Origin of the sequence: Actimicrobium sp. CCC2.4 (genome assembly GCF_034347385.1) — a bacterium.
GTDB lineage: Bacteria > Pseudomonadota > Gammaproteobacteria > Burkholderiales > Burkholderiaceae_D > Actimicrobium.
On the sequence record NZ_CP133777.1, the window covers coordinates 1,927,448 to 1,945,789 of the forward strand.

Annotated in this window: 15 protein-coding genes; 14 read left to right on the forward strand and 1 reads right to left on the reverse strand. The window is 59.4% G+C overall.

Annotated elements, in window-relative coordinates; genetic code table 11:
* The first annotated feature begins 39 nt into the window (after positions 1 to 39).
* The 9 genes from dctP (at position 40) to RHM62_RS09065 (ending at position 9,220) form a co-directional block, all read left to right on the forward strand.
* On the forward strand, positions 40 to 1,059 hold the full coding sequence (dctP, locus tag RHM62_RS09025) for a TRAP transporter substrate-binding protein DctP (RefSeq protein WP_322125155.1): 1,020 nt from the start codon (positions 40 to 42) through the stop codon (positions 1,057 to 1,059).
* The gene (locus tag RHM62_RS09030) at positions 1,056 to 1,619 is read left to right on the forward strand and encodes a TRAP transporter small permease (RefSeq protein WP_322125156.1); all 564 of its coding nucleotides are present in this window, start codon (positions 1,056 to 1,058) and stop codon (positions 1,617 to 1,619) included. Before dctP ends, RHM62_RS09030 begins: the two co-directional genes overlap by 4 nt.
* Entirely contained in the window at positions 1,616 to 2,965 is a 1,350-nt protein-coding gene (locus tag RHM62_RS09035; protein ID WP_322125157.1) for a TRAP transporter large permease, read from the forward strand. Before RHM62_RS09030 ends, RHM62_RS09035 begins: the two co-directional genes overlap by 4 nt.
* A complete protein-coding gene (gene mdcA / locus RHM62_RS09040; protein ID WP_322125158.1) occupies positions 2,966 to 4,642 on the forward strand; it encodes a malonate decarboxylase subunit alpha in 1,677 nt (558 codons plus the stop codon).
* Positions 4,643 to 4,652: 10 nt separating this feature from the next.
* Positions 4,653 to 4,967 (forward strand): malonate decarboxylase acyl carrier protein, encoded by a 315-nt coding sequence (gene mdcC / locus RHM62_RS09045; protein ID WP_322125159.1) that lies wholly within the window; start codon positions 4,653 to 4,655, stop codon positions 4,965 to 4,967.
* A complete protein-coding gene (locus RHM62_RS09050; protein ID WP_322125160.1) occupies positions 4,964 to 5,860 on the forward strand; it encodes a biotin-independent malonate decarboxylase subunit beta in 897 nt (298 codons plus the stop codon). Before mdcC ends, RHM62_RS09050 begins: the two co-directional genes overlap by 4 nt.
* Positions 5,860 to 6,555, forward strand: a complete 696-nt coding sequence (mdcE, locus tag RHM62_RS09055; protein ID WP_322125161.1) for a biotin-independent malonate decarboxylase subunit gamma — start codon at positions 5,860 to 5,862, stop codon at positions 6,553 to 6,555. Before RHM62_RS09050 ends, mdcE begins: the two co-directional genes overlap by 1 nt.
* A complete protein-coding gene (gene mdcG / locus RHM62_RS09060) occupies positions 6,539 to 7,183 on the forward strand; it encodes a malonate decarboxylase holo-[acyl-carrier-protein] synthase (RefSeq protein ID WP_322125162.1) in 645 nt (214 codons plus the stop codon). Before mdcE ends, mdcG begins: the two co-directional genes overlap by 17 nt.
* 156 nt (positions 7,184 to 7,339) lie before the next feature.
* Positions 7,340 to 9,220, forward strand: coding sequence for a potassium transporter Kup (locus RHM62_RS09065; RefSeq protein ID WP_322125163.1), 1,881 nt, complete (start codon positions 7,340 to 7,342; stop codon positions 9,218 to 9,220).
* A gap of 72 nt (positions 9,221 to 9,292) precedes the next feature.
* On the opposite strand, the gene RHM62_RS09070 is transcribed toward RHM62_RS09065, so the two are convergent.
* On the reverse strand, positions 9,293 to 12,925 hold the full coding sequence (locus tag RHM62_RS09070; protein ID WP_322125164.1) for a hydantoinase B/oxoprolinase family protein: 3,633 nt from the start codon (positions 12,923 to 12,925) through the stop codon (positions 9,293 to 9,295).
* A gap of 431 nt (positions 12,926 to 13,356) precedes the next feature.
* On the opposite strand from RHM62_RS09070, the gene RHM62_RS09075 reads away from it, so the two are divergent.
* From RHM62_RS09075 to RHM62_RS09095, 5 genes are all read left to right on the forward strand, one after another.
* Positions 13,357 to 14,625, forward strand: coding sequence for an ABC transporter substrate-binding protein (locus RHM62_RS09075; RefSeq protein WP_322125165.1), 1,269 nt, complete (start codon positions 13,357 to 13,359; stop codon positions 14,623 to 14,625).
* An 88-nt stretch (positions 14,626 to 14,713) separates the two neighbouring features.
* Positions 14,714 to 15,577, forward strand: a complete 864-nt coding sequence (locus RHM62_RS09080; protein WP_322125166.1) for a branched-chain amino acid ABC transporter permease — start codon at positions 14,714 to 14,716, stop codon at positions 15,575 to 15,577.
* A 27-nt stretch (positions 15,578 to 15,604) separates the two neighbouring features.
* Positions 15,605 to 16,654, forward strand: a complete 1,050-nt coding sequence (locus RHM62_RS09085) for a branched-chain amino acid ABC transporter permease (protein WP_322125167.1) — start codon at positions 15,605 to 15,607, stop codon at positions 16,652 to 16,654.
* Positions 16,651 to 17,364 (forward strand): ABC transporter ATP-binding protein, encoded by a 714-nt coding sequence (locus RHM62_RS09090; protein ID WP_322125168.1) that lies wholly within the window; start codon positions 16,651 to 16,653, stop codon positions 17,362 to 17,364. Before RHM62_RS09085 ends, RHM62_RS09090 begins: the two co-directional genes overlap by 4 nt.
* Positions 17,364 to 18,068, forward strand: a complete 705-nt coding sequence (locus RHM62_RS09095; protein WP_322125169.1) for an ABC transporter ATP-binding protein — start codon at positions 17,364 to 17,366, stop codon at positions 18,066 to 18,068. Before RHM62_RS09090 ends, RHM62_RS09095 begins: the two co-directional genes overlap by 1 nt.
* The last annotated feature ends 274 nt before the right edge of the window (positions 18,069 to 18,342 follow it).

Below are 18,342 nucleotides of genomic sequence, written 5' to 3' on the forward strand. Positions count from 1 at the left end.
CCGGCATCGGCAAAAAAACCATCCCATCGAGGAGACACCATGTTTTCAACTACCCGCAGAACCCTGCTGGGCGCCATCGCGGCCAGCCCTTTGTTTTCCATTCCTGCTGCCTGGGCCCAGACCACGGCGCTGAAGATCTCGCACCAGTTCCCGGGCGGCACCGCCACCGAAGGCGATTTCCGCGACCGCCTGTGCCGCCAGTTCGCCACCGAAGTCGAAAAGCGCAGCAAAGGCAGCCTGAAGTTCGAGGTCTATCCGGGCTCGTCGCTGATGAAAACCAATGCGCAGTTCTCGTCGATGCGCAAGGGTGCGCTTGACATGTCGCTGGTACCGCTGTCGTATGCCGGCGGTGAAATGCCGGAAGTCAACATCGGCCTGATGCCTGGCCTGGTCACCTCCTACGAACAAGGCTATGGCTGGAAAAACGCCGAGGTCGGTCGTGAACTCAATCGCCTGCTGCTCGAAAAAGGCATCGTCGTCGTCAGCTGGATCTGGCAGGCCGGTGGTGTTGCCTCCCGCACGATTCCTATCGTCGAACCGGAAGATGCGAAGGGCCTGAAGATACGCGGCGGCTCGCGCGAGATGGACCTGATCCTGAAAGCTGCCGGCGCTGCCGTGGTATCGCTGCCATCGAACGAGATTTATGCGGCCATGCAGACCGGCGCGATGGATGCGGCGCTGACCTCATCGACCTCGCTGATTTCATTCCGTCTCGAAGAAGTCTCGAAGAGCCTGACCACCGGTCGCGGCAAGGCTTACTGGTTCATGTTCGAACCGCTGATGATGTCGAAAGCGATCTTCGACAAACTCAGCAAGGACCAGCAGGCCATCATCATGGCCGTCGGTGGCGAGCTCGAAACGATGGCGCGTAAGTCGGCCCAAACCGACGATTCGCTGGTCGCTGCCGTGTACCAGAAAGCCGGCGCAAAAGTGGTTGACCTGAGCGATGCCACCGTCAAGAAATGGCAAACCATCGCCCGCGCCACGGCCTGGAAAGACTACGCCGAACGCAATGCCAATTGCGCCAATTTGCTCAAGCTGGCTGAGAAAACACTATGAGTCATGGTTTTGAACTCGAGCCGGTGAAAGGACCGGCAGAGCCGGATCATCCGCTGGTCGCGAAGCTGTCGAGGGCGCTCGACGCCTTCAATCGCGGCTTGCTGATGTTGTCGATGGGCGCCTTGATCCTCACTGCGCTTGTGCTGACGTATTCGGTGGTGTCGCGCTATTTTTTCAAGCTGCCGACCGACTGGCAGGACGAAGCCTCGGTCTTCATGCTGGTCGGCGTGACCTTCTTTTGTTGCGCCTACGTGCAAGCGCTGCGCGGTCACATCGGCATCGAAGCGCTGGCGTCCATCCTGTCGCCGCGCGTCAATGCGGCGCGAATGATGTTCGTCGACGTGATGTCGCTGCTGTTCTGCCTGTTCTTTTCATGGAAATCGTGGGCCTTGTTCCATGAAGCCTATGTCGAAGGCTTCACCACCAGTTCGACCTTCGCGCCGCCGCTGTGGATTCCGTACGGGATGATGGCGTTTGGCATGAGCTTGCTGGCACTACAGATTGCGATGCAGATACTGGTTCGCGCAACGAATAAAACAAATGAGCGGAGCGCGCCATGAGCGAACTGACCCTGGGCTTGATGTATGGCGTGGCCACGCTGGTAGTGATGTTTTCCGGGATGCCGATTGCGTTCGCGCTGGGCGTGGTTGCCGTCAGCTTCATGTACTTTTTCATGCCGGCCTCGTCACTCGATACGGTCACCCAAAACGTCTATGAAGAGATGGCGTCGATCACCTTGCTGTCGATTCCGCTGTTCATTTTGAAGGGTGCGGCCATCGGCAAATCACCGGCCGGAAAAGACCTGTACTCGGCCATCCACACCTGGTTGCACAAGGTGCCGGGCGGACTCGGGATTGCCAACGTGTTTGCCTGCGCTCTGTTTGCGGCGATGGCAGGCTCATCGCCGGCAACCTGTTCGGCGATCGGCTCGGCCGGTATTCCGGAAATGCGCCGGCGCGGGTATTCGCCCGGCTTCGCGGCCGGCATCATCGCCGCCGGTGGCACGCTGGGCATCCTGCTGCCGCCATCGATCACGATGATCCTGTACGCAGTCGCTGCCGAGCAATCGCTGGGTCGCTTGTTCCTCGCCGGGATCGGACCGGGCATGTTGCTGGTCGGGCTGTTCTCGGGTTACGCGGTGTATCGGGCACGCAAGGAATACCGGCTTGCGCATGCAGCTTTTCTAAACAATGGCACGGCCTCGGCCTACCTCGAAGTCGAACACTTCACGCTGGCCCAGAAAGTCGAAATGCTGCCGCGCGTGTTGCCGTTCATCGTGCTGCTGCTGGGCGTGATGGTGGCGCTGTACGGCGGATATGCCACGCCGTCCGAGACCGCCGGCCTCGGCGCGATGCTGGCACTGGTGCTGATCGCCATCGTCTACGGCATCTGGAAGCCACGCGACCTCGCACCTATCCTCAGTTCGACCATCAAGGAATCGTCGATGCTGTTGCTGATCATCGGGATGTCGCTGCTGTATTCGTACGTGATGAGCTACCTGCACATCAGCCAGTCGGCCGCGCAGTGGGTGGTGGCGATGGAATTGTCGAAGTGGGTCTTGCTGACGGTGATCCTGCTGATGGTGGTGGTGTTCGGCTTTTTCCTGCCGCCGGTATCGATCATCCTGATGACCGCGCCTATCATTTTGCCGCCACTGAAAGCTGCCGGTTTCGACCTGATCTGGTTCGGCGTGGTGATGACTATCGTGATGGAAATGGGCTTGATTCATCCGCCGGTCGGGCTGAATATTTTCGTCATCAAGAACATCGCACCGGACATTCCGCTGAAAGATGTGATCGTCGGCGTGATGCCCTTCGTGGGCCTGATGTTTGTCGCCGTGATCCTGCTGTGCGTGTTCCCGGAGATCGCCACCGGACTGCCAGCGATGCTGATGGGGGCGAAGTAAATGAACGCAGCTGCGGTACCAACGCGCATCTGGAATCACCAGCAGCGTAACCGCGATGCCCGCCTTGCGCGGGTGCGCGAACAGCTCGGCAGCGACCTGGCCGGCAAGCTGGTGCCGGACGGTCGCACCACCGACCTGTTGCATGCGGTGCTCGAATGCGGCGACCGCGTCTGCCTCGAAGGGAATAACCAGAAGCAGGCGGATTTTCTGGGCAAGGCACTGGCCGCACTCGATCCATTGCGCATCAATCACTTGCACATGCTGCAATCGGTGCTGGCCCTGCCCGAGCATCTGGACGTGTTCGACAACGGCATCGCGTCCAAGCTCGACTTTTCGTTTTCCGGTCCGCAGGCAGCGCGGCTGGCGCGGCTGGTCAGCACTGGCAAGCTTGATATCGGCGCGATCCATACTTACCTCGAACTGTTCGGCCGCTATTTTGTCGACCTGACGCCGCGGGTTTCGCTGATCGCCGCCGAAGCCGCCGACCGCTACGGCAATCTGTACACCGGCCCGAACACCGAAGACACGCCGGCCATCGTCGAGGCGACGGCCTTCAAGAGCGGCATCGTCATCGTGCAGGTCAATCGCATCATGGACGTGCTGCCGCGCGTCGATATTCCGGCCGACTGGGTCGATTACGTGATCGAATCGCCGACGCCGTATTACATCGAACCGCTGTTCACGCGTGATCCGGCACAGATCTCTGAAATCCAGGTCTTGATGGCGATGATGGCCATCAAGGGCATCTACGCCGAGTACGGCGTGCAGCGCCTGAACCACGGCATCGGCTTCGACACCGCTGCGATCGAATTGCTGTTGCCGACCTATGCCGAATCGCTCGGCCTGCGCGGCAAGATCGCCAGTCACTGGGCGCTCAATCCGCATCCGGCACTGATCCCGGCGATCGAGGCAGGCTTCGTCGAATCGGTCCATTCGTTCGGCTCCGAGCTCGGCATGGAAGCCTACATCAGCGCGCGGCCCGACGTGTTTTTCACCGGCCCGGATGGCTCGATGCGCAGCAACCGCGCGTTGTGCCAGGCCGCTGGTCATTACGCATGCGACATGTTCATCGGGTCGACCTTGCAGATCGATTTGCAGGGCAATTCATCGACTGCCACGCAGGGCCGCATCGCCGGTTTTGGCGGTGCTCCCAATATGGGTGCTGATGCCCGAGGCCGTCGCCATGCCAGTCCGGCCTGGCTGAAAGCCGGCCAGCAAGCCGGTGCCGGCCGCAACCGCATGCCGCGCGGTCAGAAACTGGTGGTGCAAATTGTCGAGACCTTTCGCGAACACATGCAGCCGGCCTTCGTCGACAAACTCGATGCGTGGGACTTGGCCGAACAGGCCGGCATGGCGCTGCCGCCGGTGATGATTTACGGCGACGACGTGACCCATATCCTGACCGAAGAAGGCATCGCCAATCTGCTGTTATGCCGCAGCGATGCCGAGCGCGAACAGGCGATCCGTGGCGTGGCCGGCTACACGCCGGTCGGCCTCGCGCGTGACAAGCGCATGGTCGAGAACCTGCGCGATCGCGGCATCATCGTGCGTCCGGAAGACATCGGTATCGACAAGCGACTGGCCACGCGCGATTTGCTGGCAGCAAAAAACATGAAAGACCTGGTGCGGGCGTCGGGCGGGCTGTACCAGCCGCCGGAACGTTTCCGTAACTGGTAAATGAGAGCTTATGGAAACCTTGAACTATCGATTCGATGGCGGCCAGCGACGTGGCCAGCAGCAGGCGCTACTGGTCGGCGTGGTCAGCTCCGGCAATCTGGAAGTGCTGGTCGAACCGGCCGACTTGCAGGGCGGTTGCGAGATTGAAGTGCAGACTGCCGCACGCGGTTTCGGCACGATCTGGCAAGCAGTGATGAGTGATTTTCACGCGCGCTGGCAACTGGCCGACGTGCGGATTTCGATCAATGACATGGGCGCGACGCCGGCCGTGGTCAGCCTGCGACTCGATCAGGCCGTCGAGTCCCTGCTGGGAGCACACGCATGAACAGCTATCTGGAATCGACTGCGCGTGAACGCCTTGCGCTGCTGTTCGGTCCTGACAATTTTGCAGAGTGGTTGCCGCCGGCAGCACGCTTCGTCAGTCCGCATCTGGCCCAGCTCGATGCGCCCACTGCGTTCGATGATGGCGTCGTGATTGGTCGTGGCGTGTTGGACGAAAAACAGTTTTTCGCTGCCGCACAAGAGGGCGGTTTCATGGGCGGCGCGGTCGGCGAAGTGCATGGCGCGAAGCTGGTCGGCCTGTTGCGACGCGCGCTTGTCGAACGGCCCCATGCAGTGTTGCTGCTGCTCGAAACCGGTGGTGTGCGTTTGCATGAAGCCAATGCCGGACTGATTGCGGTCTCGGAAGTGATGCGCGCCTTGCTCGATGTGCGTGCCGCCGGCATTGCGGTGGTGGTGCTGGTCGGCGGCTCGAACGGCTGCTTCGGCGGCATGGGCATCGTGGCCCGTTGCGCGAATGCGATCGTGATGTCCGAGCAAGGCCGGCTGGCGATGTCGGGTCCGGAAGTCATCGAGACAGCCAGCGGCGTCGAGGAATTCGATTCACGCGATCGCGGGCTGGTCTGGCGCACCACCGGTGGCAAGCATCGTTACCTGCTCGGTGATTGCGACCGGCTGGTCGATGACAGCATCGATGCATTCAGATCGGCGGCGCTGGAACTGGTCGCTGCCGCTTACGACAAAACTATCCCGTTGACACTGGCGGCACTCGAAGCCGAGCAACACATGCTGCAAGACCGGATCGACCGCTTCGGCATGCAGACCGAGCCGATGGCCATCTGGCGTCAGCTCGGTATCGCAGATCCGCAAGCCATCGCGATGCTGGAAGCCGATGACTTCATGGCGCTGGTATCGACTTCCACAGCAAGGAGCCACTGATGGATTGGCAAACACTGGCGACACAGCTTTTTCCGCAAGGCCATCAGATCACTGCATCGGACTCATTTCTGTCCGGCACCGCGATGGTCGGCGACACCACGGTTGCGGTCATCGGCACCACCGACCACACGCCGATAGGCGTTGAGATCGCGCTGGCGCAAGCCCGCGCGGTGCTGGCGACGGTGCGCGATTTTCCGCAGCGGCCGATTCTGATTCTGGTCGATACCCAAGGCCAGCGCCTGCGCCACCGCGATGAAATGTTGGGCATCAATAGCTATATGGCGCACCTCGGCAAGTGCATTGCACTGGCACGCCAAAGCGGGCATCGCGTCATCGGTCTGGTGTATGACCAGGCGCTGTCGGGCGGATTCATTACCAGCGGCTTGATGGCTGACGATTGCTACGCGCTGCCGGGCACGACGATTCGCGTGATGGGTTTGCCGGCAATGGCGCGCATCACCAAAGTGCCGGAAGAGCGCTTGATCGAACTGGCCAAGGACAATCCGGTCTTCGCGCCCGGTCCGGAAAACTACGTGCGCATGGGTGGCTTGCAGGCGATCTGGCAGGGTGACCTGTCGCTGCGCTTGGTCGAGGCACTGGCCGCGGCGGATCCGCTCGACCGGCGCAGCACGCTCGGACTGGAACGCGGTGGTCGCAAGATGGCGCGACCGGTGTCGGATGCTGTCGCGTCATAGCCTGTTGACTTTGTCGGCAGCGGGTTGGGCCTCGGCCCGCGCGCAGGTCGAGGCGAGGCATCACGCGGCAGTCGAGCGCTGGTGTGCGGCCGACTGGCCGGTGATTGTGCGGCGTCATGAAGTCGATTGTCCGACCGGTCAAGTCTGCGTCGGGCTGGCTTTGCCACCGGAACCGGAGTCGGGCATCAAGTACCGGCTGCCATTGCGGATCGCGATCAACGAAGTCACGCGCTCGCGCCCGCCGCTGACGCTGGCCGAAGTGCGCTTCGTGTTACCACCGGCATGGCAAGCGGCGTTGCCGGCAGCGGCGATGCCGCTTGCGGTATTCGGTTCGGCGGCGCTGCAGGCGATCACCGGTTTGCCGTATCTGCGCGAGAGTTCCGACCTTGACATCCTGTTGCAGCCGACCACGCCAGCGGCGCTGGCTGATGGGCTGGCCTTGCTCACGCAGGTCGGGACGCTGCTGCCTTTGGATGGCGAAATTGTCTTTCCGTCCGGCGCGGCAGTGGCCTGGAAAGAATGGCGCGCGGCCAGCGGACAGGGCGCGGCGATGCGGGTGCTGGCCAAGCATAATGAGGGCGTAGTGCTGGTACGGGTCGATGCCTTGCTGGCGAATTTGACGGCATGATGCGCGACGCGTAGTGCGGTTGTTGAGTTGGTTTTTAGCAAAAATTGTTTGGCTGTTGCAAGCTGTGCGCTTGTCAGCGAAATGCGGCCCGAACAATGCTACGATTCGGTCCCTGACCAGATCCACGACCTCCCCGAATAACGTTCCCGACCTCCCATGACGACCTCGACCTCTTCCAAAAATATCGCTGGCCTGACCCTCGGTGCCATCGGCGTCGTCTACGGCGACATCGGTACCAGCCCTCTGTATGCACTCAAAGAAGTGTTCTCCGGCAGCCATGGCGTACCGCTCAACCATGCCAACCTGTTCGGCATCGTGTCGCTGATTGTCTGGGGCCTGACGATTATCGTGTCGCTCAAATACGTGACGCTGATCCTGCGTGCCGATAACCGCGGCGAAGGCGGCATCATGGCGCTGATGGCGCTGGCGCTGTCCTCAGTGACCCAGAAATCAGCCTGGTACCGGCCACTGACCATCGTCGGTTTGCTGGGCGCGGCCTTGTTTTATGGCGATAGCGTGATTACCCCGGCGATCTCGGTGCTGTCGGCCTTTGAGGGCCTGGAACTGGCGACGCCGGCATTCAAGGCCTATGTGGTACCGCTCACCGTGGTGGTGCTGGTGGCCTTGTATCTGGTCCAGTACAAAGGCTCGGCCGGTATCGGCAAATGGTTCGGCTTTGTGATGCTGGTCTGGTTTGCAACACTGGCGACTATGGGTGCCATCAATATTGCCCGCATGCCGCAAATCATCGGCGCGCTTAATCCGCTGTACGCGTTGACCTTCCTGGCCAGTAATCCATGGATGGCATTCATCGCACTGGGCGCCATCGTGCTGGCGTTCACCGGTGCCGAAGCGCTGTATGCCGACATGGGGCACTTCGGCCGCCGGCCGATCCGGCTGGCCTGGTCGCTGATCGTGTTTCCGGCGCTGGCGCTGAACTATCTCGGGCAGGGCGGCTTGCTGCTGGCAGACCCGAGCGCGATTGCCAATCCGTTCTATAACCAGCTCGGTGCCTGGAGCATTTATCCGCTGGTGATTCTGTCGACAATGGCCACTGTGATTGCGTCGCAGGCGACCATTTCAGGGACGTTCTCGATGACCCAGCAAGCGATCTCGCTGGGATTTTTGCCGCGTATGCGGGTTGACCATACCTCCGAGCGCGAGATCGGCCAGATCTACATACCGACCGCCAACTGGATCCAGCTGGTGGTGGTGATCCTGGCCGTGGTCGGCTTCGGCTCATCGACCAACCTCGCGGCCGCCTACGGCATCGCGGTGACGGCGACGATGACGACGACGACCATCCTGACCTTCTTCGTGGTGCGCTATGCGTGGCGCTATAACTTCTGGATCTGCATTCTGGCGACCGGCTTTTTCTTTATCATCGACAGCGCGTTTTTCTCGGCCAACCTGCTCAAGATTGCCCATGGTGGCTGGTTCCCGCTGGTGCTGGGCGCGGTCATGTTCATGATCATGATGACCTGGAAGCGCGGCCGCCAGATGGTGTTCGACAACCTGCAAAAGCATGCGATTCCGCTCGAACAATTCCTCACCTCGCTGTTCATGAGTCCGCCGACACGGGTGCCGGGTACCGCGATTTTCCTGCGCGGCGAGGGTGACGGCGTGCCGCATGCGATGTTGCACAATCTCGCCCACAACAAGGTGCTGCATGAACAGGTGCTGTTCCTGACGATACGTAATCGCGACATCCCGCGTGTACCGGAATCGGAACGCGTGACGGTGCAGCCGTTGGGGCATGACTGTTACCAGATCAATGTCGATTACGGCTTCAAGGACGATCGCGATATTCCGGCGGCGTTGCGGGTTTGCCAGAATGTCGGTGTCGAGCTCGAGATGATGGAGACCTCGTTCTTCATTTCGCGTCAGACCGTGATCCCGACGGTCGGCAACGCCGGCATGGCGCTATGGCGCGAACGCTTGTTCGCCACGATGTCGCGCAATGCGCGCGATGCGGCGGACTACTACCGGATTCCGAGTAACCGGGTGATTGAACTGGGAACGCAGGTCGAGATTTAACGATAGTCACAATACGAAAAAAAGCCGCTCGTCCTTGCCAGGGACGAGCGGCTTTTTTATCGATGGTGCCGGTCAGCTGGCCTTGCCAAAGCCGCCGCCACCCGGGGTTTCGATGACGAACACGTCACCGGCTTCCATCTCGGTGCTGGCCACAAAGCCAAGCTCCTCGATGCGGCCATCGTGGCGGATGACGTAGTTTTTGCCGCACTCGCCATCGTCGCCACCGGCTGCGCCGAATGGGGCGACGACGCGATTGTTGGACAGGATGGACGCACTCATCTTTTCCAGAAAACGGATCTTACGCGTACCGCCATTACCGCCATGCCATTTGCCGCTGCCACCCGAATGCGGGCGGATGTCATAGCTGTCGAGTCGCACCGGATAGCGCCATTCGAGGATCTCCGGATCAGTCAGGCGCGAATTGGTCATGTGGGTCTGGACCACGTCGGTGCCATCGAAACCATTGCCGGCACCCGAGCCGCCGGCGATGGTTTCGTAGTACTGGTGCTCGTCATTGCCGAAGGTGAAGTTGTTCATCGTTCCCGGTGACGAGGCCAGCACGCCGAGCGCGCCATACAGCGCATTGGTGATGCAGCTGGAGGTTTCGACATTGCCCGACACGACCGCTGCCGGGTAATGCGGGTTGAGCATTGAGCCGGGTGGAATGATGACGTTGAGCGGTTTCAGGCAACCGGCATTGAGCGGGATTTCATCGTCGGTTAGCGTGCGGAACACGTATAGCACGGCCGCCATGCAGATCGCACTCGGGGCGTTGAAGTTGTTGTCGAGCTGCGGCGAGGTACCCGTGAAATCGATGTCGGCGCTGCGCGTGGCCTGGTTGACGCGGATCGCGACCTTGATCAGTGCGCCGTTGTCGAGCCGGTATTCATAGCTCGAATCCTTGAGCGATGTGATGACGCGCCGCACCGCTTCCTCGGCATTGTCCTGCACATGCTGCATGTAGGCTTGCACCACGCCGAGTCCAAAGTGCTCGACCATCTTCAGCAACTCGTCGACGCCTTTCTGGTTGGCGGCGATCTGGGCTTGCAGGTCGGCGATGTTCTGCGGGATATTGCGTGCAGGATAGCGGCCAGAGCCGAGCAGGGCGGCGGTCTCGGCGTCGAGAAAGCGGCCGTCGCGCACCAGCTGGAAATTGTTGATCAGCACGCCTTCTTCTTCGACCACCTTGCTGTCGGCCGGCATCGATCCCGGCGTGATACCGCCGATATCGGCATGGTGGCCGCGCGAGCCGACATAAAACAGGATGCGCTCGCCGCGCGCATCGAAGGCCGGCGTGATGACTGTGATGTCGGGCAAATGCGTGCCGCCGTGGTACGGATCGTTGAGCATGAAGACATCGCCCTGGCGCATCTTGCCGGCGTTCTCCTGCATGATGGTCTTGATGCTTTCGCCCATCGAGCCGAGGTGGACCGGGATGTGCGGTGCGTTCGCGATCAGGTTGCCATCGGCATCGAACAGCGCACACGAAAAGTCCAGCCGCTCCTTGATGTTGACCGAGAACGCGGTGTTCTGAAGGCGCAAGCCCATCTGTTCGGCAATGCTCATGAACAGGTTGTTGAATACCTCGAGCATGACCGGATCGGCACTGGTGCCAATGGCCTTGCGCTGGACGCGCGCTTGTACGCGATTCATGACCAGATGATTGAGGGCCGTGACTTCGGCGACCCAGCCGGGCTCGACGATGTTGGTGGCATTTTTTTCAGCGATGATGGCCGGCCCCGGGATCAGGTCGCCGGGACGCATGTCTTCGCGCAGGTACAAGCCGGTTTCATGCCATTGCCCTCCCGAGAAGACCCGCACTGTTTCGCGCGCCTGCAACTTGCCGGCGCGCGCCGGCAATTGCTCGATCAGTTCGACGCTGTCCTGTGATTTGCCGATGGCCTCGACGGAAATCGCTTCGATGACCAGTTGCTTGTCGGGCATCAGGAACGAGTAGCGCTTTTTATAGGCGGCTTCGAATTGCGCCACCATCTGCGCGACCCCGGCATACGGCACGACGATGACCGAATCGGTACCGTCATAGCGCAAGTGCACCCGCTCGACGACCTGAATGCGTTCCGGTGCGACCCCTTGTGCCAGCAAGTCGTCCCGGCCCGATTGCGCCAGCAGGTGCAGTTTTGCTTCGACGGTATCGACGATGGAGGCCGACAGCGCCAGTTCCATCGCCTGTTCACGCATCGCAGTCTGGTCAGCCAGTCCCATGCCATAGGCCGACAGCACGCCGGCAAACGGATGGGCAAAGACGCGTGTCATGCCGAGCGCATCGGCCACCAGACAAGCGTGCTGGCCACCGGCACCACCGAAGGTGCTTAAAGTGTATTCGGTGACGTCGTGGCCGCGCTGGACCGAAATAAATTTGATCGCATTAGCCATGTTGCCGACGGCGATGTCGATGAAACCTTCGGCGACTTCCTCGGCGGTGCGACGATTGCCGGTCTGGCTTGAAATGCGCTCGGCCATTTCAGTGAATTTCCGGACTACGGCGGCATGGTCGAGCGAGGCATCGGCTTGCGGGCCGAACACCGCCGGAAAATAATCCGGCTGGATCTTGCCGATCATCACATTGCAGTCGGTGACGGCCAGCGGACCGCCACGCCGGTAACTGGCCGGTCCCGGATTGGCGCCCGCGCTGTCGGGGCCGACCCGATAGCGTGATCCATCGAAATGCAGGATGGAGCCGCCGCCTGCAGCGACCGTATGGATGCTCATCATCGGCGCCCGCATGCGTACGCCAGCCACCTGGGTTTCGAATTCGCGTTCGAATTCGCCGGCGTAGTGCGAGACATCGGTCGAGGTACCGCCCATGTCGAAGCCGATGATCTTGTCGAATCCGGCTGTTTTTGCGGTGCCGGCCATGCCGACGATGCCGCCTGCCGGACCGGACAGGATGGAGTCCTTGCCCTGGAAGCGGTGGGCATCGGTGAGTCCGCCATTACTTTGCATGAATAGCAGTCGCACGCCATTCATCTGGCCGGCGACCTGGTCGACATAGCGCCGCAGGATGGGCGACAGATAGGCATCGACGACGGTGGTGTCGCCGCGCGAGATCAGTTTCATTAGCGGACTGACCTGATGCGATACCGAGATTTGCGTGAAGCCGGCCGCTGCGGCAAGCGTCGCCAGTGTGGCTTCATGTTGCGTGTAGCGATAACCATGCATCAGCACGATGGCAACCGAGCGGATGCCGCTGGCAAATAATTGCTGCAGATCGCGTTGCGCGCGCACCGTATCGAGCGGGGTGATCACGTCGCCATGCGCGCTGATGCGTTCGTCGATTTCAATGACCTGCTGATAGAGCAGTTCGGGCAGCACGATATGCCGGTCGAACAGGCGGGGACGGTTCTGGTAGGCAATGCGCAGCGCATCCCGAAAGCCGCGTGTGATCAGCAGTGCGGTGGGATCGCCCTTGCGCTCGAGCAGGGCGTTGGTCGCGACGGTAGTCCCCATTTTTACTGCGTCAACGACTTGTGGCGAAATTACAGCATCCGCTGGAATTCCCAATAGCAGCTTGATGCCGGCGACGGCCGCATCCGGATATTGCTCCGGATTTTCGGATAAAAGTTTGTGGGTAAGCAGCTTGCCATCGGGCTGTCTGGCGACGATGTCGGTAAAGGTACCGCCGCGGTCTATCCAGAATTGCCATCGTTGGTCTTGGGTGTCAGCTGTACTTTCGGTGTTATTCATCACGTATTTTCCTTCCTGAAAAGTGAAGATATTGTCGCAGTTTTACTTTTGAATATTTTGTAATATTTTAGTTGTGTTGTCATTGAATGGTAATATAATTTATCGACAATTCATCAGTAAAACATTTCCCAAATAAAAATAGCGGTATCGGCTCCATTTTTTGCGCTGGTGTCATCTGCAGGTAGTCGCCGCAGACGGCGGATAACCAGTCGCAAGTTGTGCTGCCGGGATGGATGAAATTGACGGGCCACCTTCGCCAAAAGCGTTCGTCCCGGTTTTTTCACAAAAAGAGGCCGCGCGCATCGTTCACACAAACGGTACGTCGATGGCCTTCTCCGACCTGGCTGGTTTGCTGTTGCATCGAATCCATCCTGCTCATGTTCATGACGGGACTATCTAGTTAGCAGTACTACAAATAGGAGCATCTCACCATGTCTGTCAAAACCATGTGCATTCGCCTTGTGCAGGCGGGAGCGGCGATGGCGATCAGCGTATCGGCCTACGCCCAGCAGGAAATCAGGATCGGTGTCCTCTATCCGCTCACGGGAGCAGCAGCCTCCTCCGGTGCCGAAATGAAAAGCGCGCTGGAACTGGCCGTCGACATCATCAACAACGGTGCCAAGTCGGTTCCCGGACTGCCGTTTTCGGCTGGTGGCGGGTTGCCCAACCTCAAGGGGGCAAAGATCAAGCTGGTGTTCGCCGACCATCAGGGTAATCCACAGGTTGGCGCGACCGAGGCTGAACGCTTGATCACGCAGGAAAAAGTCGTGGCCCTTGTCGGCTCGTATTCGAGCAACGTCACCGTGACATCGAGCCAGGTCGCGGAGCGCTACAAAATCCCTTTCGTGAATCCCGAATCCTCATCGGCATCACTGACACAGCGCAACTTTAAGTGGTTCTTCAGGACCACCGCGCACGATGATCTGTTCGTACAGAATTTTTTTGAATTCTTCAAGGAGCTCGAAGCCAGGAAAGGTGTCAAGGTCAAGAAGCTCGCCGCATTCAATGAAAACACCTTGTGGGGCAATGAAACCACCAAGCTCGAAGTGAAGCTGGCCGCTGAAAAAGGCTATGACCTCGCCAAGACAATTTCCTATCCGGCAAAAGGCACGCAACTGACATCGGAAGTGCAATTGCTCAAGGCCGCGGCGCCGCAGGTGGTGATGCAATCCTCGTATCTCGGGGACGCCATCATGGCGATGAAGACCTACAAGGAACTGGGATTTTCACCGGACATGATCCTCGCAAACAATGCCGGTTTCACTGATACCGAGTTCATCCGCACATTGGGCAAGGACGCGGATTACGTGATTACACGCGATGTCTGGGCGCTCGATCTGGCCAAGAACAATCCGTTGATCAAGCAAGTCAACGATCTATTTTTCGAACGTAACAAAATCAACTTCACTGGTAATTCCTCACGCACCTTCACCGGTCTGATGACACTGGCCGATGCCATTAACCGCGCCGGTTCGACCGAGCCGGAAGCCATTCGCAAGGCTCTGACCGAAACCGATATCCCCGGCAACAAAATCATCATGCCGTGGAAAGGCATCAAGTTCGATGACAAGGGCCAGAACATGTACGGCTCCGGCATTCTGGTCCAGATCATCGACGGCAAGTACCACACGGTCTGGCCGTTCGAACTGGCCACACGGGAAGTTGTCTGGCCCATGCCGAAGTGGGACCAGCGCAAATAATGGGATGAGCGATCCCGTCCGCCTTCTGGTCGACGGGATCTTTTTTTGACTGCAATGTTTTTTAACTCGCAGCATCGAAGGGGAAGGTATGTCTGAAATACTTGTACAGACGCTGGTGTCGGGCCTGCTCATCGGCCTGATCTATGCGCTGGTGGCAATTGGCCTGACCATGATTTTCGGGGTGATGGACATCATCAACTTTTCGCACGGAGAATTCCTGATGTTCGGCATGTATTCGAGCTTCTGGATGTTCTCGCTCTACGCACTCGATCCGATGTTCACGTTGCCATTGACGGCACTGTTCCTGTTTGGTCTCGGCGTCGTGGTCTACAAACTCGTGATCAGCAAGATCACGAACGCACCGATGGTCTCGCAAATATTCACGACCTTCGGCTTGATGCTGCTGTTTCGCGGAATCGCTCAGTTCCTTTGGAAACCGGATTTCCGCACCATCGAAAAATCGATGGTCAGCGGACACTTTTCGCTAGCCGGGATTCAGGTCGGCACGCCACAACTGACCGCCGGCGTGGGTGCGATTCTGGTCACGGTGGGCGTGTACCTGTTCATCACCAAAACCCGGCTGGGTGCCGCTCTGGAAGCGACTGCTGCCGACAAAGAGGCGGCCCGGCTGATGGGTATCGATTCCCAAAAAATGTTTGCGCTGGCCTGGGGAATCGGTGCGGCCTGCGCGGGCGTGGCGGGTGGCTTGCTGTCGACGTTTTTTCCGATTTTTCCGGACGTCGGCGCGAACTTCATTCTTATCGCTTTCGTGGTGGTCAATCTGGGCGGTTTCGGCAGCATCGTCGGTGCGCTGGTGGCCGGCATTCTGGTGGGCGTGATCGAAGTGATGGGCGGCTTCTTGCTCGGACCGCAATACAAACTGGCTATCGTCCTGGTGCTCTTCCTGGCCGTCCTGATGTTTCGCCCGCAAGGCCTGATGGGCAAAGCGTGATTTTTTATCGTCTTCGAGAGGACTGTCATGAGTAATAACGCTGTCGTTTCCCAACCGGCGGAGCCGCCGCAATCGCTACCCCGCAAGACTGCCGGCACCGGCTATGCGCTGATGCTGGCACTACTGGTCATCGCTGTGTTCGTGCCGCAGTTTGTTGACAGCCCGTCACACCAGAACATCGCGATCCTGATCCTGATGGCGGCGCAGATGGGCGTGGCCTGGAATATCGTCGGCGGGTATGCCGGGCAGGTGTCGCTTGGCCAGGCGGCGTTTTATGGCATCGGCGCTTATACGTCGACCTTGCTGTTCGCCCAGTTCGGGCTCAATCCGTGGCTGGCGATGATTGCCGGCGGGGGCGTCGCGGCACTCATCAGCATCGTCATCGGCTGGTCGTGTTTCCGCCTCAAAGGCCACTACTTTGCGATGGCTACCATCGCCGTGGCCGAGATCATACAGATCGTATTTACAAACTGGGAATTTGCCGGCGGTGCTGTCGGTCTGACCATCCCGATGGACCAGCAAGGCTGGGACGTGTTCGTGTTCGCCTCGAAGGTGCCGTATTACTACATCGCACTGGGCTTGCTGGTGCTGACCTTGCTGGCGAACCTGATGATAGAACGCAGTTATTTTGGCTACTACTTCCGCGCCATCAAGGATGAACCGGATGCCGCCCGCAGCCTCGGCGTCAACTTGCGCAAATACAAGCTCATTGCCTTCGCGGTCAGCAGTTTTTTTACTGCGCTCGGCGGCAGCTTCTATGCACAGAAAGAGCTGTATATCGATCCAGCGTCGGTACTGGGTACCGGTCTGTCGATCAAGATGGCGCTGGTGTCCATCCTCGGCGGGATCGGCACGCTGTCCGGTCCTGTACTCGGTGCCGGCATCCTGACCTTGATCGATGAAGGCACGCGCGCGCTGTTTGGTGGTACCGGGCGCGGTACCGATCTGATTATTTATGCCGCGCTGATTATCGTGGTGGCGGTCTACTATCCGAACGGCGTGATCGGCTGGTTCAAGAGCTGGATGGCACGACGCCAGGCAGTGCAATCACAGGTAGCACGGGGAGAACATCAATGAGCTTGCTCAGCGTCAGAAATGTGACCAAAAAATTCGGTGGTATCACCGCCAATCAGGATGTGTCGTTCTCGCTCGGGGCCGGCGAAATCGTCGGCCTGATCGGTCCGAATGGTGCGGGCAAGACCACGATGTTCAATTGCATCGCCGGTTACTTTCCACCGACCTCGGGAGAGATTTATCTGAATGAAGAAAAGATATCCGGCCTGTCGCCGGAGCAATGCGCACTGGCCGGGATTGCCCGCACTTTTCAGGTCGCGCGCACCTTCACCAGCATGAGCGCCCAAGAAAACGTGATGGTCGGTGCCTTTCTGAAAAACAAGCATGTCGGTGCCGCGCGGCAGGTGGCAAATAACTTGCTGGAGTTCGTCAACCTGGGCAAGTTCAAGGATAAGCCGGCCGGCAGCATGACGATCAGCGAACAGCGCCGCCTGGCGGTGGCGCGCGCGCTGGCGGTCGGGCCCAAGTTACTGCTGATGGATGAAGTCATGGCCGGCTTGAATCCGACCGAGGTCAAGGAAACCGTCGAGGTGGTACTCAAGATCCGCCAGCGCGGCATTTCGTGCCTGATCGTCGAGCACGTACTCGAAGGCATCATGCCGATTGCCAATGCCATCGTGGTGCTCGACTACGGAAAAAAAATCGCCGATGGTACGCCGCAACAGATATCGAATAACCCGCAAGTCATTGCTGCCTACCTGGGAGAAGAATAATGCTGCAAGTCCGAAATCTGCGGGTCAGCTACGACAAGGTGCTGGCGATTTCCAAAGTCGATATTGATGTTGGTCACGGCAAACTGGTGGCCCTGGTCGGCGGCAACGGTAACGGTAAATCGACGACCTTGCGCGCGATCGCCGGATTGAATCTGGTGGACGAAGGCACGATCAAGTTTAATGACGAAGAAGTCCAGAATACGCCAGCACATTTGCGGGTACCGATGGGTATGTCGCTCATACCTGAGGGGCGGCGCATTTTTGCCAGGCTGACGGTACAGCGTAATCTGGAGTTGGGAGCCTACACGCGTCAGGACGCGCATGAAGTACGGGAATCGCTGGATACCATGTACACGCTGTTTCCCATCCTGAAAGATCGCCGTAGCCAGTTGGCCGGCACGATGAGCGGCGGCGAGCAGCAAATGCTGGCCATCGGGCGCGGCTTGATGGCCAAGCCGAAATTGCTGCTGCTAGACGAACCCTCCTGGGGCATCGCACCGAAGTTCGTGACCAAGGTGCTCGACACCATACAGATGGTCAATTCGCAAGGCGTGTCGGTGTTGCTGGTCGAGCAAAGTCTGCACAAGGCGCTGGCGATTGCCGACTACGGCTACGTGATCCAGACCGGTCGCATCGTCATGCAGGGGACCGGCAAGGATTTGCTCAATAACGACGAGATCAAGAAGGCTTACCTTGGATTGTGAAACAAGAAACGGGTGGTGCAGAGTGCTGCCGACGGTAGGATGGGCACCGCATCACATGCCGATGCGCGCGCACCAAAGACTCCGGCTAATGCCGATCGTTTTGCTGTGCACGCGCATGGGCACGATAGTGCTGTGCCCACCTTACACACTGACGCCGATCACCAGCAGAAGATAGGGCGCAATGACCAGCAGAAAGTTGGGGGCAATAACCGAAGGGCATTGCACCATGGCGTGCGCGAGAGCGCTTACTCAGGCTGCGACTGATGCGAGCGCA

What these genes read in the sequence shown, in the direction of transcription:
- dctP (WP_322125155.1), top strand. Translation starts at nt 40, where the DNA reads ATGTTTTCAACTACCCGCAGAACCCTGCTGGGCGCCATCGCGGCCAGC.
- RHM62_RS09030 (WP_322125156.1), top strand. Translation starts at nt 1,056, where the DNA reads ATGAGTCATGGTTTTGAACTCGAGCCGGTGAAAGGACCGGCAGAGCCG.
- RHM62_RS09035 (WP_322125157.1), top strand. Translation starts at nt 1,616, where the DNA reads ATGAGCGAACTGACCCTGGGCTTGATGTATGGCGTGGCCACGCTGGTA.
- mdcA (WP_322125158.1), top strand. Translation starts at nt 2,966, where the DNA reads ATGAACGCAGCTGCGGTACCAACGCGCATCTGGAATCACCAGCAGCGT.
- mdcC (WP_322125159.1), top strand. Translation starts at nt 4,653, where the DNA reads ATGGAAACCTTGAACTATCGATTCGATGGCGGCCAGCGACGTGGCCAG.
- RHM62_RS09050 (WP_322125160.1), top strand. Translation starts at nt 4,964, where the DNA reads ATGAACAGCTATCTGGAATCGACTGCGCGTGAACGCCTTGCGCTGCTG.
- mdcE (WP_322125161.1), top strand. Translation starts at nt 5,860, where the DNA reads ATGGATTGGCAAACACTGGCGACACAGCTTTTTCCGCAAGGCCATCAG.
- mdcG (WP_322125162.1), top strand. Translation starts at nt 6,539, where the DNA reads ATGCTGTCGCGTCATAGCCTGTTGACTTTGTCGGCAGCGGGTTGGGCC.
- RHM62_RS09065 (WP_322125163.1), top strand. Translation starts at nt 7,340, where the DNA reads ATGACGACCTCGACCTCTTCCAAAAATATCGCTGGCCTGACCCTCGGT.
- RHM62_RS09070 (WP_322125164.1), bottom strand. Translation starts at nt 12,925, where the DNA reads ATGAATAACACCGAAAGTACAGCTGACACCCAAGACCAACGATGGCAA.
- RHM62_RS09075 (WP_322125165.1), top strand. Translation starts at nt 13,357, where the DNA reads ATGTCTGTCAAAACCATGTGCATTCGCCTTGTGCAGGCGGGAGCGGCG.
- RHM62_RS09080 (WP_322125166.1), top strand. Translation starts at nt 14,714, where the DNA reads ATGTCTGAAATACTTGTACAGACGCTGGTGTCGGGCCTGCTCATCGGC.
- RHM62_RS09085 (WP_322125167.1), top strand. Translation starts at nt 15,605, where the DNA reads ATGAGTAATAACGCTGTCGTTTCCCAACCGGCGGAGCCGCCGCAATCG.
- RHM62_RS09090 (WP_322125168.1), top strand. Translation starts at nt 16,651, where the DNA reads ATGAGCTTGCTCAGCGTCAGAAATGTGACCAAAAAATTCGGTGGTATC.
- RHM62_RS09095 (WP_322125169.1), top strand. Translation starts at nt 17,364, where the DNA reads ATGCTGCAAGTCCGAAATCTGCGGGTCAGCTACGACAAGGTGCTGGCG.